This window comes from Pseudomonas palmensis (assembly GCF_049942755.1).
Taxonomy (GTDB): domain Bacteria; phylum Pseudomonadota; class Gammaproteobacteria; order Pseudomonadales; family Pseudomonadaceae; genus Aquipseudomonas; species Aquipseudomonas palmensis.
This window is the reverse complement of record NZ_CP187958.1, coordinates 1,988,062-2,003,587: the sequence shown is the minus strand read 5'-3', so window position 1 is coordinate 2,003,587 and position 15,526 is coordinate 1,988,062. Positions and strand designations below refer to the sequence as shown.

The 15,526-nt window shown below is 64.2% G+C and carries 15 protein-coding genes; 8 read left to right on the top strand and 7 right to left on the bottom strand.

Translation table 11 applies throughout. The features are described 5' to 3' along the window. Positions 1-2: 2 nt before the first annotated feature. From tauC to tauA, 3 genes are read right to left on the bottom strand one after another with little or no spacing between them, the layout of a single operon-like run. Entirely contained in the window at positions 3-842 is an 840-nt protein-coding gene (tauC, locus tag ACPRTJ_RS09155; protein WP_088514105.1) for a taurine ABC transporter permease TauC, read from the bottom strand. Beyond that, entirely contained in the window at positions 839-1,633 is a 795-nt protein-coding gene (gene tauB / locus ACPRTJ_RS09150; protein ID WP_043861607.1) for a taurine ABC transporter ATP-binding subunit, read from the bottom strand. The genes tauC and tauB overlap by 4 nt, the downstream gene beginning before the upstream one ends. A gap of 15 nt (positions 1,634-1,648) precedes the next feature. Further along, positions 1,649-2,626 (bottom strand): taurine ABC transporter substrate-binding protein, encoded by a 978-nt coding sequence (gene tauA, locus ACPRTJ_RS09145; protein WP_043861608.1) that lies wholly within the window; start codon positions 2,624-2,626, stop codon positions 1,649-1,651. 490 nt (positions 2,627-3,116) lie between these two features. Here tauA and ACPRTJ_RS09140 point away from each other — a divergent pair, with 490 nt between their 5' ends. From ACPRTJ_RS09140 to ACPRTJ_RS09105, 8 genes are all read left to right on the top strand, one after another. Next, on the top strand, positions 3,117-4,457 hold the full coding sequence (locus tag ACPRTJ_RS09140) for an OprD family porin (RefSeq protein WP_426428649.1): 1,341 nt from the start codon (positions 3,117-3,119) through the stop codon (positions 4,455-4,457). Positions 4,458-4,617: 160 nt separating this feature from the next. After that, positions 4,618-5,256, top strand: coding sequence for a peroxiredoxin (locus tag ACPRTJ_RS09135; protein WP_054915909.1), 639 nt, complete (start codon positions 4,618-4,620; stop codon positions 5,254-5,256). A gap of 277 nt (positions 5,257-5,533) precedes the next feature. Next, on the top strand, positions 5,534-6,127 hold the full coding sequence (ssuE, locus tag ACPRTJ_RS09130; protein ID WP_043861611.1) for an NADPH-dependent FMN reductase: 594 nt from the start codon (positions 5,534-5,536) through the stop codon (positions 6,125-6,127). Between the two features lie 96 nt (positions 6,128-6,223). Further along, positions 6,224-7,189 (top strand): sulfonate ABC transporter substrate-binding protein, encoded by a 966-nt coding sequence (locus tag ACPRTJ_RS09125; protein ID WP_054915910.1) that lies wholly within the window; start codon positions 6,224-6,226, stop codon positions 7,187-7,189. Positions 7,190-7,247: 58 nt separating this feature from the next. Next, a complete protein-coding gene (gene ssuD / locus ACPRTJ_RS09120) occupies positions 7,248-8,396 on the top strand; it encodes an FMNH2-dependent alkanesulfonate monooxygenase (RefSeq protein WP_078481609.1) in 1,149 nt (382 codons plus the stop codon). 10 nt (positions 8,397-8,406) lie between these two features. Further along, positions 8,407-9,201, top strand: coding sequence for an aliphatic sulfonate ABC transporter permease SsuC (ssuC, locus tag ACPRTJ_RS09115; RefSeq protein ID WP_043861614.1), 795 nt, complete (start codon positions 8,407-8,409; stop codon positions 9,199-9,201). Further along, complete coding sequence (ssuB, locus tag ACPRTJ_RS09110; RefSeq protein ID WP_043861615.1) at positions 9,198-10,010, top strand: aliphatic sulfonates ABC transporter ATP-binding protein; 813 nt, start codon at positions 9,198-9,200, stop codon at positions 10,008-10,010. Before ssuC ends, ssuB begins: the two co-directional genes overlap by 4 nt. Before the next feature lie 28 nt (positions 10,011-10,038). Next, positions 10,039-10,254 carry a TOBE domain-containing protein gene (locus ACPRTJ_RS09105; protein WP_043861616.1) on the top strand — a complete coding sequence of 72 codons (216 nt, stop codon included), beginning with the start codon at positions 10,039-10,041 and terminating at the stop codon, positions 10,252-10,254. Positions 10,255-10,360: 106 nt separating this feature from the next. Here ACPRTJ_RS09105 and ACPRTJ_RS09100 read toward each other — a convergent pair whose 3' ends face one another. From ACPRTJ_RS09100 to ACPRTJ_RS09085, 4 genes are all read right to left on the bottom strand, one after another. Further along, entirely contained in the window at positions 10,361-10,987 is a 627-nt protein-coding gene (locus ACPRTJ_RS09100) for a TetR/AcrR family transcriptional regulator (protein ID WP_043861617.1), read from the bottom strand. Between the two features lies 1 nt (position 10,988). Further along, positions 10,989-12,575 (bottom strand): glutamate--cysteine ligase, encoded by a 1,587-nt coding sequence (gene gshA, locus ACPRTJ_RS09095; RefSeq protein WP_426428645.1) that lies wholly within the window; start codon positions 12,573-12,575, stop codon positions 10,989-10,991. Between the two features lie 153 nt (positions 12,576-12,728). Continuing rightward, complete coding sequence (locus ACPRTJ_RS09090) at positions 12,729-13,115, bottom strand: PaaI family thioesterase (protein ID WP_052504261.1); 387 nt, start codon at positions 13,113-13,115, stop codon at positions 12,729-12,731. Further along, the gene (locus tag ACPRTJ_RS09085) at positions 13,112-15,427 is read right to left on the bottom strand and encodes a Tex family protein (protein ID WP_058541685.1); all 2,316 of its coding nucleotides are present in this window, start codon (positions 15,425-15,427) and stop codon (positions 13,112-13,114) included. The genes ACPRTJ_RS09090 and ACPRTJ_RS09085 overlap by 4 nt, the downstream gene beginning before the upstream one ends. Between the last annotated feature and the right edge of the window lie 99 nt (positions 15,428-15,526).

Below are 15,526 nucleotides of genomic sequence, written 5' to 3'. Positions count from 1 at the left end.
TCTCAATGGCTCTGGCCATGCCAGGGCACCAGCTTGCGCTGCAGGGCGCGCAAGCTCATTTCCAATGCGAAGGCGATCAGGGCAATCACCAGAATGCCCAGCACCACCACGTCGGTCACCAGGAACTGCGCGGCTGACTGCACCATGAAGCCCAGCCCGCTGGTGGCGGCAATCAGTTCGGCGGCCACCAGGGTCGACCAGCCCACGCCCAGGCCGATGCGCACGCCGGTAAGAATGTCGGGCAGTGCGCTGGGCAGGATCACGTGGCGAATCAGTTGTGCCCGGGTGGCCCCCAGCGACTGCGCGGCGCGCAGCCTGGCCGGGTCGACGGTGCGCACGCCGGTGGCAGTGGCGATGGCGATCGGGGCGAATATCGCCAGGTAGATCAGCAGCACCTTGGACAACTCGCCGATGCCGCACCAGATCACGATCAACGGCAGGTAGGCCAGCGGCGGGATCGGCCGGTAGAACTCGATCAGCGGGTCGAAGATGCCGCGGGCAATACGGTTGTGGCCGATGGCGATGCCGATCGGGATCGCGGTCAGGATCGCCGCGCCCAGGGCCAGGCCGATACGCTGCAGGCTCGCGCCCAGGTGCTGCCACAGGGTCGATTCCATGTAGCCCTGGGTCATCAGTAGCCAGGCCTTGCCCAGCACCGCCTCGGGCGAGGGCAGAAACAGCGGCTCGATCCATTCGGCGGCGGTCACCGCCCACCAGGCCAGCAGCAGCGTGGCCAGGGTCAGTACGCTGATCCAGCGTGTGCTCAGGCTGCGCCGCGCCTTCACGGGCACCGCTGCAGCAGCGGCAGGTTTGGCCGTTACCGGCAGGTCGAGGCTGCTCATGCGAGCTCCTTGCGCGGGGTGGCGCTGCGTTGGGAGAACACCCGCGACAGTACGTGCTCGCGGGTTTCGATGAAGCGTGGGTCGGACTTGATCGCGCGTGCCGATTCGCCTGCGGCGTAGCGCTGGCCGAAGTCCAGTTGCAGGCGCTCGACGATCTGCCCCGGGTTGGGCGCCAGCAGCACCAGTTCGGTGGCCAGGAACACCGCCTCCTCGATGTCGTGGGTAATCAGGAACACCGGTTTGGCGGTGCGTTGCCACACCTGCAGCAGCAGTTCCTGCATCTGTTCGCGGGTGAATGCATCCAGGGCGCCGAACGGCTCGTCCATCAGCAGGATGCGCGGGTCGGCAGCCAGTGCACGGGCCAGGCCCACACGCTGCTTCTGCCCGCCCGACAACTGCCAGATACGCCGGCTGCCGAAGTCGGCCAGGTCCACCAGGGCGAGCATTTCGCGGGCCCTGGCTTCACGTTGTGCACGGGGTACGCCGGCCAGTTCCAGGCCGAAGCCGACGTTGGCCAGTACGTCCTGCCAGGGCAGCAGGGCGTCGTCCTGGAACACCACGCCACGGTCGGCGCCGGGGCCCTGCACCGCTTGGCCATCGAGGGTGATGCGCCCGGCGCTGGGGGTGACGAAGCCGGCGATCAGGTTGAGCAGCGAAGTCTTGCCGCTGCCGGAAGGGCCCAGGGCCACCAGCAGCTGCTGCGGGCCCAGGCTCAGTGAGATGTCGGCCAGTACGGGTTCGGCAGCGCCGGGGTACTGTGCGCTGATGCGCTCCAGTTGTAGCAGGGCCATGAAGGGGCTCCGGTGTCAGTTGGTGATGAACTGGGCGCTGACATAGGGCGCGTAGTCGGGCAGTACCGCGTCGACCTTGCCTTGTTCCTTGAGGAAGGTGGCGGTGTCGGTGATGGCCTTGGTGGTCGGTGCGCCCAGGGCCGCGACCTGGTCGGCGGCCAGCGGGAACACGTTGCCCTGCAGCAGGCCCGGAATGTCCGCGGCTTTGGCGCCGGAAAGCTTGACCAGCTTGTCGACGTTGGCCTTGTCGGCCAGCCAGGCTTGCGGGTTTTTGCGGTAGTCGGCGTAGGCGTCGAGGGTGACCTTGGCGAAGGCCTTGACGATCTCGGGGTGCTTGGCGGCGAAGTCCTTGCGCACGATCCAGGCGTCGAAGGTCGGTGCGCCTTTTTCGGCCAGCTCGCCGGAGGTGATCAGCACCTTGCCGTTTTCCTTGGCCACGCCCAGGGCTGGGTCCCATACGTAGGTGGCGTCGATGTCGCCGCGCTTCCAGGCGGCGATGATCGCCGGTGGCGCGAGGTTGAGGATCTGCACCTTGGACGGGTCGATGTTCCACTGTTTGAGTGCGGCCAGCAGGCTGTAGTGGCCGGTGGACACGAACGGTACGGCGATCTTCTTGCCGATCAGGTCCTGCGGCGAGTTGATGCCGCTGCCCTCGCGAGCCACCAGTGCCTCGGCGGCGCCGATCTGGGTGGCGATCAGGAAGGTTTCCACCGGCAGCTTGCGGGTGGCGGCGGCGGCCAGGGGGCTGGAGCCCAGGTAGCCGATCTGTACGTCACCGGAGGCGACGGCGGTGATCACGTCGGCGCCGCTGTCGAACTTGCGCCAGTCGATGCTGGCCTTGCTGGTCTTTTCATAGGTGCCATCGACCTGGGCCACCTTGGCCGGATCGACGGTGGTCTGGTAGGCCACGGTCAGGTCGGCGGCCTGGACGAAGAAGGCGGCACCGGCCAGGGCCAGGGCGGTGAACAGGCGCAGCGGGGCAGGCAGGGTCATGGAAAACTCCTCGTCAGGCGGGTAGGCGGTGTGGATGACGAGAAGACTAGTTGATCTAAGAATGCCGAAATAAATAACTTTTTGGCATTAGCTTAGGAGTCATTGGCTGGATGACCCGGGTCAAGGTGGTCGCTGCCAGGGTGGTGAACAATCGCGGGCTGCCGGGGCAATGAGGAAGATGATCGGTATAAAAAATATCTTTTTAAGAAGATATGGGAATTAGCTTATGGGCTATCCTGCAAAACGCTGAAATAATCGGACTATATTCCGTAATAATCTGAAAAATTCACAAAATTGTCTTTTTTGATTTATAGGATTGTCATTATCCTTCGCACCCAAGGCCGGCGCCTTAGACCAAAGTAGTGAAACGACTGGTTACGATTGACTTATCAGTCACGCTTTGGTGCTAATCGCCAATCGTCTTTGGAGCGGAACGACAGAGTCTGCCCATCAAGCGACACACAAAAATTAGAATCGAAAGGAGTGATGCATGAACAAGTCCAGCCTGGCACTTGCCGTGGCCGTAGGGGTACTGGCCCAGCAAGCGGGTGCAGCCGGTTTTGTGGAAGACAGCAAGGCAACTCTCAAGCTGCGCAATTTTTACATCAACACAGATAACCGTGATTCCAGTGCACCTAAAAACGCCAGCTACCAAGAGGAATGGGGCCAAGGCTTCCAGCTTGATTTCGCTTCGGGCTTCACCGAAGGGACTGTTGGTTTCGGTGTCGATGCTATCGGCCTGATGGGTATTCGACTGGACTCCGGCAAGGGGCGTCATGGCAACCGCAGCAGTGGTGCCTTCGGTGGCACAGTGTTTCCAACCGACAACGACGGCCGCGCAGTAAATGATTATTCCAGCGTTGGCTTGACCGCCAAAGCCAAAGTTTCCCAGACAGAGTTGCGGTACGGCACCCTGATGCCGAAGTTGCCTGTCATTTCTTACAACGATGGTCGCTTGCTGCCACAAACCTTCGAGGGTGGCCAGATCACGTCCAATGAGATCAAAGACCTGACTTTGATCGGTGGGCAGATCGAGCATGTCAAGGGTCGTAACTCAAGCAACAATGAAGGGATGTCCATTGGCGGTGCCAACGGAGGCTCCAGCAGCGCTCGCACCGGCCAATTCAGCAACAAGTTCATCTACGCTGGTGCTGACTACAAGGTGAACAAGGATCTGTTGCTGCAGTACTACTACGGCAACCTGTCTGACTTTTACAAGCAGCACTTCTTGGGCGCTGTACACAACTGGTCGATTGGCCCAGGCGTACTGAAGACTGATCTGCGCTACTTCCACAGCACCGACGACGGTGCCAACTCGAACGACTCCGACTATTTCAGCTCTGGCTACTACGGCAGCGGCGTCACCAGGGGGAAGGTTGACAATGACCTGTACAGTGCCCTGTTCCTTTACTCGGTTGCCGGTCACACCTTCGGTGGTGGTTATCAGGTTAGTCAGGGCAGCAGTGACTTTCCTTGGCTGAACCAAGGTGATGGTTCGTCGAACTACACCATTACTGACTCTCAAATCCAGAAGTTTGCCCGCGCCGGCGAACGTACCTGGCAAGCGCGATACTCCTACGATTTCGCCAAGGTTGGTCTGCCAGGCGCGACTGCCGGCGTGACTTACCTGAAAGGCGACAACATCGATACTGCTAACGGTGATCGCACCGAGTGGGAACGCGATATAACCCTAGCTTACGTTGTGCCAGAAGGTACGCTGAAGGGCTTGGGTATCATGTGGAAAAACGCGATGTGGCGTAACGATATCGAAGGCCAGCGCGATCAGGATGAGAATCGCCTGATCCTGAGTTACTCGATCCCGCTGCTGTAAGAATCGAGAACAGCCCGCTCAGTCTTGCGCTGCGCGGGTTTTTTTTGCGCACAAATTGATAGTTGTTTCAGTTATAAATAAATCGATATTTATTCTTTTTAACCTTATGCACAGGCAGGCTACAGTGAGGTCATAAACAACCCAGCCAAGGAGCCGCACCATGAGCCTCAGACTCGGCGATATCGCCCCCGATTTCGAACAGGATTCCAGCGCGGGCAAGATCCGCTTCCACGAGTGGCTGGGCGACAGCTGGGGCGTGCTGTTCTCGCACCCCGCCGACTTCACCCCGGTGTGCACCACGGAACTGGGCTTCACCGCCAAGCTCAAGGACCAGTTCGCCGAGCGCGGGGTCAAGGCCATCGCGCTGTCGGTCGACCCGGTGGACTCGCACCACCGCTGGATCGAAGACATCAATGAAACCCAGAACACCCTCGTCAACTTCCCGATCCTGGCCGACGCCGACCGCAAGGTGTCGGACCTGTACGACCTGATCCACCCCAACGCCAGCGACACCCTGACGGTACGCTCCCTGTTCGTGATCGACCCGAACAAGAAGATCCGCCTGACCATCACCTACCCGGCCAGCACCGGCCGCAACTTCAACGAGATTTTGCGGGTGATCGATTCGTTGCAGCTCACCGACAACCACAAGGTCGCCACCCCGGCCAACTGGCAGGACGGTGACGAGGTGGTGATCGTGCCGTCGCTCAAGGACGAAGAGGAAATCAAGCGGCGCTTTCCGAAGGGCTACCGGGCGGTCAAGCCGTACCTGCGCCTGACCCCGCAGCCTAACCGTTGAATGTTTTGATGTAGCCACAGCAGGGCATTTCGGGGCCGTTTCGACGGCCCTTTTTTTATGTCCGCGCGGGCCTCTTTCGCCGGCAGGGCCGGCTCCTGCAAGGTTGCACTGCCCCCTGTAGGAGCCGGCCTTGCCGGCGAAGCTCTTATAGTTCCAGATAGAATAAACAAATGAAAAAATATGATTTATTGGTATATATGCCGAGCTGTTATGGTCACTCCACTCCAGCGAGATCCAATCTCGCGGCCCTCTAGAACACGATCAAGGAAGTGCTCCAATGCTGGTTGTTTCTCTCGGCGGTAGTCCCAGTCTGCGTTCGCGCTCCGGCGTCCTGCTCGACCGCGCGCGGCAATGGCTGAACAGCCAGGGCGTGGAAGTGGTGAGCTTCCAGGTGCGTGATTTCCCCGCCGAAGACCTGCTGCACGCACGTTTCGACAGCCCCACGGTGCAGCACTTCCTGCAACTGGTAGCCCAGGCCGACGGCCTGGTGGTTGCCACCCCGGTATACAAGGCGTCTTTCGCCGGTGCGCTGAAGACCCTGCTCGACCTGCTGCCCGAGCGTGCGCTGGAACACAAGGTGGTTCTGCCCATCGCCACCGGTGGCAGCATCGCCCACATGCTGGCGGTGGACTACGCGCTCAAGCCGGTGCTCTCGGCGCTCAAGGCCCAGGAGACCCTGCAGGGGATCTTCGCCGACGACAGCCAGATCGCCTACGGCGAAGGCAGCGCCGCCGCCCAATTGGCGCCGGTGCTTGAGCAGCGTCTCAACGAATCGCTGGAGCTGTTTCACAGCGCCCTGGCGCGCCGCCCCAAGCCGGTGGCCCCGGGCCTGCTCAACGAACGTCTGCTCAGTGCTCGCTGGAGCATCTGAAGCGCTACACCGGCTTTACCGTCTTACCCCACCTTACTCGCCCGCCAACGGGCAAGCAGGTGCAGCCTGAACCCCCACAGCAAAAAGGAGAGCGCTATGCGCACTGTCGTTTTGCGTCGCGGTCTGGTCGCTCTGTTTGCTGCGGCTGTGTCCTTCGGCGCCATCACTCAAGCCCAGGCCGAGAGCCTGCGCATCGGTTACCAGAAGTACGGCACCCTGGTGCTGCTCAAGGCCAAGGGCTCCCTTGAAAAGCGCCTGGCTGCCCAGGGCGTGCAGGTGCAGTGGACTGAATTCCCCGGCGGCCCGCAGCTGCTCGAGGGCCTCAACGTGGGCTCCATCGACTTTGGCGTGACCGGCGAAACCCCGCCCGTGTTTGCCCAGGCCGCCGGTGCCGACCTGCTCTACGTGGCCTACGAGCCACCGGCCCCCACCAGCGAGGCGATCCTGGTGCCCAAGGGTTCTCCGATCCAGTCGGTGAAGGAACTCAAGGGCAAGAAGGTCGCCCTGAACAAGGGCTCCAACGTGCACTACCTGCTGGTGCGCGCCCTGGAAGACGCCGGCCTCAAGTACACCGACATCACGCCGGTATTCCTTCCGCCAGCCGATGCCCGCGCCGCGTTCGAGCGTGGCAGCGTCGACGCCTGGGTCATCTGGGACCCGTACCAGGCCGCCGCCGAGCAGCAGTTGCAGGCACGCACCCTGCGCGATGGCAGTGGCATCGTCGACAACCACCAGTTCTATCTGGCCACCCGGCCCTATGCGCAGCAGCACCCTGAAGTGATTGCCGCGCTGGTGGACGAGGTGCGCGCGGTGGGCGAGTGGTCCAAGGCCAACCCGCAGGAGGTCACCGACCAGGTGGCGCCGCTGCTGGGCCTGCCGGCCGACATCACCCTGACCTCGGTCAAGCGCCAGGGCTACGGTGCGCATTTCCTGACCCCGGACGTGGTCACCGCCCAGCAGAAGATCGCCGACACCTTCCATACCCTGAAGCTGATTCCCAAGCCGCTGAGCATCAAGGATGTGATCTGGACGCCACCGGCCAAGGTCGCCACCGCGCCTTGACGTTCGACCGCACCGGGGCGCCGCCCCGGCTTGCGCCACCCCTTAGGAGACAACTCCAATGAGCCTCAATGTTTTCTGGTTTCTGCCAACCCACGGCGACGGTCATTACCTTGGCACCGCCGAAGGTGCTCGCGCTGTCGATCATGGTTACCTGCAACAGATCGCCCAGGCCGCCGACCGTCTGGGCTTCGGTGGCGTGCTGATCCCTACCGGCCGCTCGTGCGAAGACTCGTGGCTGGTGGCCGCGTCGCTGATTCCGGTGACCCAGCGCCTGAAGTTCCTGGTGGCCCTGCGCCCGGGAATCATCTCGCCGACCGTGGCGGCACGCCAGGCCGCGACCCTCGACCGCCTGTCCAATGGCCGTGCGCTGTTCAACCTGGTGACCGGTGGCGACCCGGAAGAGCTGTCCGGCGACGGCCTGTTCCTCAGTCACGAAGAGCGCTACCAGGCCTCGGTGGAATTCACCCGCATCTGGCGCCGCGTGCTGGAAGGCGAAACCGTCGACTACGATGGCCAGCACATCAAGGTAAAAGGCGCCAAGCTGCTCTACCCGCCGGTGCAACAGCCACGCCCGCCGCTGTACTTCGGTGGCTCGTCGGAAGCGGCGCAAGACCTCGCCGCCGAACAGGTCGAGCTGTACCTGACCTGGGGCGAGCCACCGGCCGCCGTGGCCGAGAAAATCGAACAGGTGCGCGCCAAGGCCGCCCAGCAGGGCCGTAGCGTTCGTTTCGGTATCCGCCTGCACGTGATCGTGCGCGAGACCAACGCCGAGGCCTGGCAAGCGGCCGAGCGCCTGATCTCGCACCTGGACGACGACACCATTGCCCGTGCCCAGGCCTCGCTGGCGCGCTTCGACTCGGTGGGCCAGCAACGCATGGCTGCGCTGCATGGCGGCAACCGCGACAACCTGGAGGTCAGCCCCAACCTGTGGGCCGGGGTCGGCCTGGTGCGTGGCGGTGCCGGCACCGCGCTGGTCGGCGATGGCCCGACCGTGGCCGCACGGGTCAAGGAATACGCCGACCTGGGTATCGACACCTTCATCTTTTCCGGTTACCCGCATTTGGAAGAGTCCTACCGCGTGGCCGAACTGCTGTTCCCGCACCTGGACATCCAGCGCCCCGAGGCCCCGGCCGGTGCCAACTACGTAAGCCCGTTCGGTGAGATGGTCGCCAACGACATCCTGCCCAAAGCCGCGGCCAAGGCGTGAGGATCGAAGCATGAAACGATCCTCCATTCCCTTGTCGCATCGCCTGGCGCCGTGGGCCCTGCCCGTGCTGCTGCTGGCGGTGTGGCAGCTGGCGGTCAGTGCCGGTTGGCTGTCGACGCGCATCCTGCCGGCGCCGAGCGCGGTGCTCAGTGCCGGCGTAGAGTTGGTGCGCAGCGGCGAAATCTGGACCCACCTGGCCATCAGCGGCTGGCGCGCCGCGGTCGGCTTCGTGATCGGCGGCAGCATCGGCCTGGCGCTGGGCTTCATCACCGGCCTGTCGAAGTGGGGCGAACGCCTGCTCGACAGCTCGGTGCAGATGATCCGCAACGTGCCGCACCTGGCGCTGATCCCGCTGGTGATCCTGTGGTTCGGCATCGACGAGTCGGCGAAGATCTTCCTGGTGGCCCTGGGCACCCTGTTCCCGATCTACCTGAACACCTACCACGGCATCCGCAACGTCGATCCGGCGCTGGTGGAGATGGCCCGCAGCTATGGCCTGAGCGGTTTTGCGCTGTTTCGCCAGGTGATCCTGCCCGGTGCGCTGCCCTCGATCCTGGTGGGCGTGCGCTTCGCGCTGGGCTTCATGTGGCTGACCCTGATCGTGGCCGAAACCATCTCGGCCAACGCCGGCATCGGCTACCTGGCGATGAACGCCCGCGAATTTCTGCAAACCGACGTGGTGGTGCTGGCGATCGTGCTGTACGCCGTGCTCGGCAAGCTCGCCGACCTGGCCGCCCGTGGCCTGGAGCGTGTATGGCTGCGCTGGCACCCGGCCTATCAAGTCAGCAAGGGAGACGGCGCATGACCGTGCTCAAGGAACAACCGCCACGGCTGCTGCGCGGAATACCGCTGGCCGTGCACAAGTTGCAAAAGACCTTTGGCCAACGTCAGGTGCTGCGCGATATCGACTTGCACATCCCGGCGGGCCAGTTCGTTGCCATCGTCGGCCGTAGCGGCTGCGGCAAGAGCACCCTGCTGCGTCTGCTGGCCGGGCTCGACCAGCCCAGTGCCGGCGAGCTGCTGGCCGGCTCTGCGGCGCTCAGCGATGCCCGCGAGGACACCCGGCTTATGTTCCAGGAGGCGCGCCTGCTGCCCTGGAAGAAAGTCATCGACAACGTCGGCCTGGGGCTCACCGGCAACTGGCGTGAGCGTGCGTTGCAGGCGCTGGAGGCGGTGGGCCTGGCAGACCGGGCCAACGAGTGGCCGGCGGCGTTGTCCGGTGGGCAGAAGCAGCGCGTGGCCCTGGCCCGTGCGCTGATTCACCAGCCGCGCCTGCTGCTGCTGGACGAGCCGCTGGGCGCACTGGATGCGCTGACCCGGATCGAGATGCAGCAACTGATCGAGAACCTGTGGCGCAAGCACGGCTTCACCGTGTTGCTGGTGACCCATGACGTCAGCGAAGCGGTGGCCGTGGCCGATCGGGTGATCCTGATCGAGGACGGCGAGATCGGCCTGGACCTGCTGGTCGACCTGCCGCGTCCGCGGGCACGCGGCTCGCATCGCCTGGCGGCGCTGGAAACCGAAGTGCTGAACCGTGTCCTGTCGGTGCCGGGCACCCCGCCCGAGCCTGAACCCGTAGCACCTTTGCCCACGCAACTGCGCTGGGCCCATTGATCTTTCGTCTTTAAAAGGAAACCTGCACATGACCATCAAAGCGATCAACGTACGTAACCAGTTCAAAGGCACTGTGAAAGAAATCCTGGAAGGCCCTGTACTGTCGGAAATCGACGTGCAGACGGCATCGGGCATCGTCACCTCGGTGATCACCACCCGTTCGGTCAAGGAGCTGGAACTGGTGGTGGGCAGTGAGGTGATTGCGTTCGTGAAGTCGACTGAAGTGTCGATCGCCAAGCTCTGAGACCGCGCCGTCTGCATCGCGGGTCAAGCCCGCTCCCACAGGTGTCCCGCCGTTCTCAAGGACGGCGATTACCTTGTGGGAGCGGGCTTGACCAGCGATGAGGCCGTCAGCGTTTGGGCAGAAAGGGCGGCAGATACAACCCCAGGTACGCATCGAACACCCGCATTCCTTCCTCCGCCATGCGCGGGGTGATCTGCCCGTGCAGCTGCACCGAACGGGCATACACCCGGTCTCCCAGCTCCATCGCCAGGGCAAACACATCCACATCGTCCGGCAACGCCGGCAGCCGGAAGTGCTCGGCAAACAGCTTGTGCATCAGGTCGCCCAGCTCGATGTCGTGCTGGCGGTCGGCCTGGGTCACTTCGCTCAGCCCATGCTGCGCCAGAATCAGCTGGCGCGCCGCCGCATCCTGGTTGTAGATGCTCAGCATGCGCTGCTCCACCAGGCGCGACAGGTCGCCCCAGTGCTGCAGGCTGCCAGGCTCGATCGGCGCCTGCAGGCAGGCGCGAAAGGCGCTGTGCACATCCGCCGTCAAGGCTTCGAGCAGCGCCGGCACACTGGCGAAGAAGTGGTACACCGACGAGGGCGGGATCTGTGCGCGTTCGGCCACTGCATAGATCGACAGGCTGGCCACGCCTTCGCTGGCCAGCAGGTCGCGTGCGGCGGCCAGGATCGAGTCGATCCGGGCCTGGCTGGCAGCGCGCGGTTTGCGGGGCGTGGCTGCACGGCTCATGTCAGTTGCTGATCGCCAGGATGCTGGCCTGGTAGGCGCCCACGAACAGGTCGAAATCGACCACGTCCTCTTCGCGCTCCAGGGTGGCCTGGGCCTCCAGCGATTCACGCGCCAGGGCCTCGAAACGCTGCTGCGCCTCGCTGCTCAGCGGCGTGCCGCGCAAGTAGTCGGCATGCGCCTGGCTCTGGCGCAGGGAGAAGCGGCTGAAGCTCTCCTTGTGCTCGGTCATGCTCGCCAGCACCTGGGCCGACGGCGTCAGCGACGGGTCGCTGACCTTGGCCGCCTGCGCGGCCAGGGCCTTGGCGTGCTCGTCGCTGGCGTGGCTGCGGTCGAGCAGTTCGGCCAGCGGGGCGATACGTTGCAGCAGCTCGTCGGCCCACTGCTTGAGCGCGACCGGCTGGCCGTCACGTTGCAGCTCCAGGCCAGGCTTGCGGCCCTGCTTGACCACGCTGAGGAAGTTGCTGGTGCACTGGCCGCACTCGCCGTTGTCCAGTAGCGGGCTCTGCTCCAGTGCGCAGAACAGCAGGAAGGCGTCGAGGAAGCGCGCTTCGGTGAGGTCGATGCCGGTGGGCAGGAACGGATTGATGTCCAGGCAGCGCACTTCGATGTACTGGATGCCGCGGGCCATCAGCGCCTGGATCGGCCGCTCGCCGCTGTAGGTCACGCGCTTGGGGCGGATGTTGGAGTAGTACTCGTTTTCGATCTGCAGGATGTTGGTGTTCAGCTGCACCCACTCGCCATCCTTGTGCGTGCCGATCTCGACATACGGCGCATAGGGCGTGGCGACGGCCTTGCGCAGGCTGTCGGTGTAGCTGGCCAGGTTGTTGTAGCACGGCGTCAGGCCGGCCTGGGCGTTGCTCTGGTAACCCAGGTCGCTCATGCGCAGGCTGGTGGCGTAGGGCAGGTACAGGGTGTCGGCATCGAATTGTTCGAGCTGGTGCGCGCGGCCGCGCAGGAAGCCTGCGTCCAGCGCCGGGGAGGCGCCGAACAGGTACATCAGCAGCCAGCTGTAGCGACGGAAGTTGCGGATCAGTGCGATGTACGCCGACGACTGGTTGTCGCGGTCGTCGCCCGCCTGGCCTTCGGCCTGGCGCAGCAGCGGCCAGATCTGTTCTGGCAGCGAAAAATTGTAGTGGATGCCGGCAATGCACTGCATGGTGCGCCCGTAGCGCAGGGCCAGGCCCTTGCGGTACACGTACTTGAGCTGACCGATGTTCGAGGTGCCGTACCAGGCGATCGGGATGTCTTCCTCGGCCGGCAGCGGGCAGGGCATCGACGGGCTCCACAGGTACTCGTTACCGAGCTTGCTGTAGGCGAAGCGATGGATGTTCTCGAGGCTTTCGAGGGTCTGGGCAGGGTCGGCCAGGGCAGGGGTGATGAACTCCAGCAGCGACTCGGAATAGTCGGTGGTGATCTGCTCGTGGGTCAGGGCCGCGCCCAGGGCTTCGGGGTGCGGGGTCTGGGCCAGACGACCGTCCTCGGTCACGCGCAGGCATTCACGCTCGATGCCGTGCAGGCACTGCTTGAGCAGGGAGAGGTTGTCGCCCTGGCCGAGCAGGCTCAGGCGGCGGTTGAGAAGTTCGCTCAAGATGGATTCCTTCACGCGTCAGTCGCCCCAATATGGGGGTGGAAACGACGGTCTACAAGGGTGGACAGAGGAACTGGCGTGGTCGCCTGGTTTTCGCAGGGTTCCGGCAGTGCCCGCGCACTGCCGAAAGTACCGCACATTGGGCGTTTGCGGCTAGAGCACGGTGAAGGTGCCCTGGGCCCTGGCCATCAGTTTTTCGCCTTGCAGCACGTCGGCATCGACCACCAGGATGCGCCGCCCGGCCTGCAGCACGCGGGCCACGCACAGCACCTCGCCCTCGCTGACCGGACGCAGGTAGTTGATCTTGCATTCCACGGTGACGCTCTGCTTGTCGAAGCCATGGGCGCTGGAGCAGGCCAGGCCCATGGCGATGTCGACCAGGCTGAAGATCGCCCCGCCATGCAGCTTGCCGCCGCGGTTGCGCAGGTGCGGCTCAAGGGCCAGGGCCACCTCGGCAACGCCCTGGTCGAGGCGTTGCAGGCGACAGCCGAGCAGTTGGCTGAATGCGCTGCGCACCTGCTCTTCGGGCAGGTCGGTCACTTCTTCTTCAACTGCTTGGCGTTGGCGAACAGCGAGGCCATGGCGTTGTTGGCCGGGGCCGGGGTCTCCTTGGCGCGTGCCGGCTGCTGCTGGCGCGGTGCCGAGCCCGGGCGGCTGCCGCGGGCGCCGTCGATTTTCTCGCCCGGGGTGTCGCCCATGCGCATCGACAGGCCCACGCGTTTGCGCGGAATGTCCACTTCCATGACCTTGACCTTGACCACGTCGCCGGCCTTGACCGCTTCACGCGGGTCCTTGATGAACTTCTCCGACAGCGCCGAGATGTGTACCAGGCCGTCCTGGTGCACGCCGATGTCGACGAAGGCGCCGAAGTTGGTCACGTTGGTGACCACGCCTTCGAGGATCATGCCCAGTTGCAGGTCCTTGAGGTCTTCGACGCCTTCCTGGAACTCGGCGGTCTTGAACTCGGGGCGCGGGTCGCGGCCGGGCTTGTCCAGCTCTTGCAGGATGTCGGTGACGGTCGGCAGGCCGAAGGTTTCGTCGGTGAATTTTTTCGGGTCCAGGCGCTTGAGAAAGCCGCTGTCGCCGATCAGCGAGCGGATGTCGCGGTCGGTGTCGGCGGCGATGCGCTGTACCAGCGGGTAGGCTTCAGGGTGCACCGCCGAGGCGTCCAGCGGGTTGTCGCCGTTCATCACGCGCAAGAAGCCTGCGGCCTGCTCGAAGGTCTTCTCGCCCAGGCGGCTGACCTTTTTCAGCGCGGCGCGGGTCTTGAAGGCACCGTTGGCATCGCGGTGTGCCACGATGTTCTGCGCCAGGGTGCTGTTGAGGCCCGAGATGCGTGCCAGCAGCGCCACCGAGGCGGTGTTGACGTCCACGCCCACGGCGTTCACGCAGTCCTCGACCACCGCATCCAGGCCACGGGCCAGCTTGAGTTGCGACACGTCGTGCTGGTACTGGCCCACACCGATGGATTTGGGGTCGATCTTGACCAGTTCGGCCAGCGGGTCCTGCAGGCGACGGGCAATCGACACCGCGCCGCGGATCGACACGTCCAGGTCGGGGAATTCCTTGGCCGCCAGCTCGGAGGCCGAGTACACCGAGGCGCCGGCTTCGGAGACCATGATCTTGGTCATCTTCAAGGCTGGGTATTTCTTGATCAGCTCGGCGGCCAGCTTGTCGGTTTCACGGCTGGCGGTGCCGTTGCCGATGGCGATCAGCTCGACCTTGTGCCTGGCGCACAGGGCGGCGAGCACGGCGATGGTCTGGTCCCACTGGTTCTTGGGTACGTGCGGGTACACCGTGGCGGTGTCGAGCAGTTTGCCGGTGGCATCCACCACCGCCACCTTGCAGCCGGTGCGCAGGCCCGGGTCCAGGCCCAGGGTGGTGCGCGGGCCGGCCGGGGCGGCCAGCAGCAGGTCATGCAGGTTGTGGGCGAACACGTTGATCGCCTCGCTCTCGGCGTTGTCGCGCAGCTCGCCGAACAGGTCGGTTTCCAGGTGCGTGTAGAGCTTGACCTTCCAGGTCCAGCGCACCACTTCGCCCAGCCACTTGTCGGCTGGGCGGTTCTGGTTTTTCACGCCGAAGTGCTCGCCGATCATCATTTCGCAGGGGTGCAGGGTGCCGGGCAGCTCTTCGCCGACCTTGAGGCTGGCCGACAGCACGCCTTCGTTGCGCCCGCGGAAGATCGCCAGGGCGCGGTGCGAGGGCGCGCTCTTGAGCGGCTCGTCGTGTTCGAAGTAGTCGCGAAACTTTGCCCCTTCCTCTTCCTTGCCGGCCACCAGGCGAGCGCTGAGCACCGATTCCTGCTTGAGGAAGTTGCGCAGCTTGGCCAGCAGGCTGGCGTCTTCGGCGAAGCGCTCCATGAGGATGTACTTGGCGCCTTCGAGGGCCGCCTTGACGTCGGCCACGCCTTTTTCGGCGTCGACGAAGCGCGCCGCTTCGGTTTCCGGGTTCAGCTGCGGGTCGTTGAACAGGCCGTCGGCCAGCTCGCCCAGGCCGGCTTCCAGGGCGATCTGGCCCTTGGTGCGGCGCTTCTGCTTGTACGGCAGGTAAAGGTCTTCGAGGCGGGTCTTGGTGTCGGCCAGCTTGATCTCGCGGGCCAGCTCCGGGGTCAGCTTGCCCTGCTCCTCGATGCTGGCCAGGATGCTGGCGCGGCGGTCGTCGAGTTCGCGCAGGTAGCGCAGGCGCTCTTCCAGGTTGCGCAGTTGGGTGTCGTCCAGGCTGCCGGTCACTTCTTTACGGTAACGGGCGATAAAGGGCACCGTGGAGCCTTCATCAAGTAGAGCCACGGCCGCTTCGACCTGTTGCGGGCGGACACCGAGTTCCTCGGCGATGCGGCTGTTGATGCTGTCCATAAAACCACCTGACAATTCGTGAATGCAAAGGCCGCAGGCCGGCGCCACGGGGCGCGCTCGAGCAGGGCGACGCTGGATCAAAGCGGCGCATTATACCCA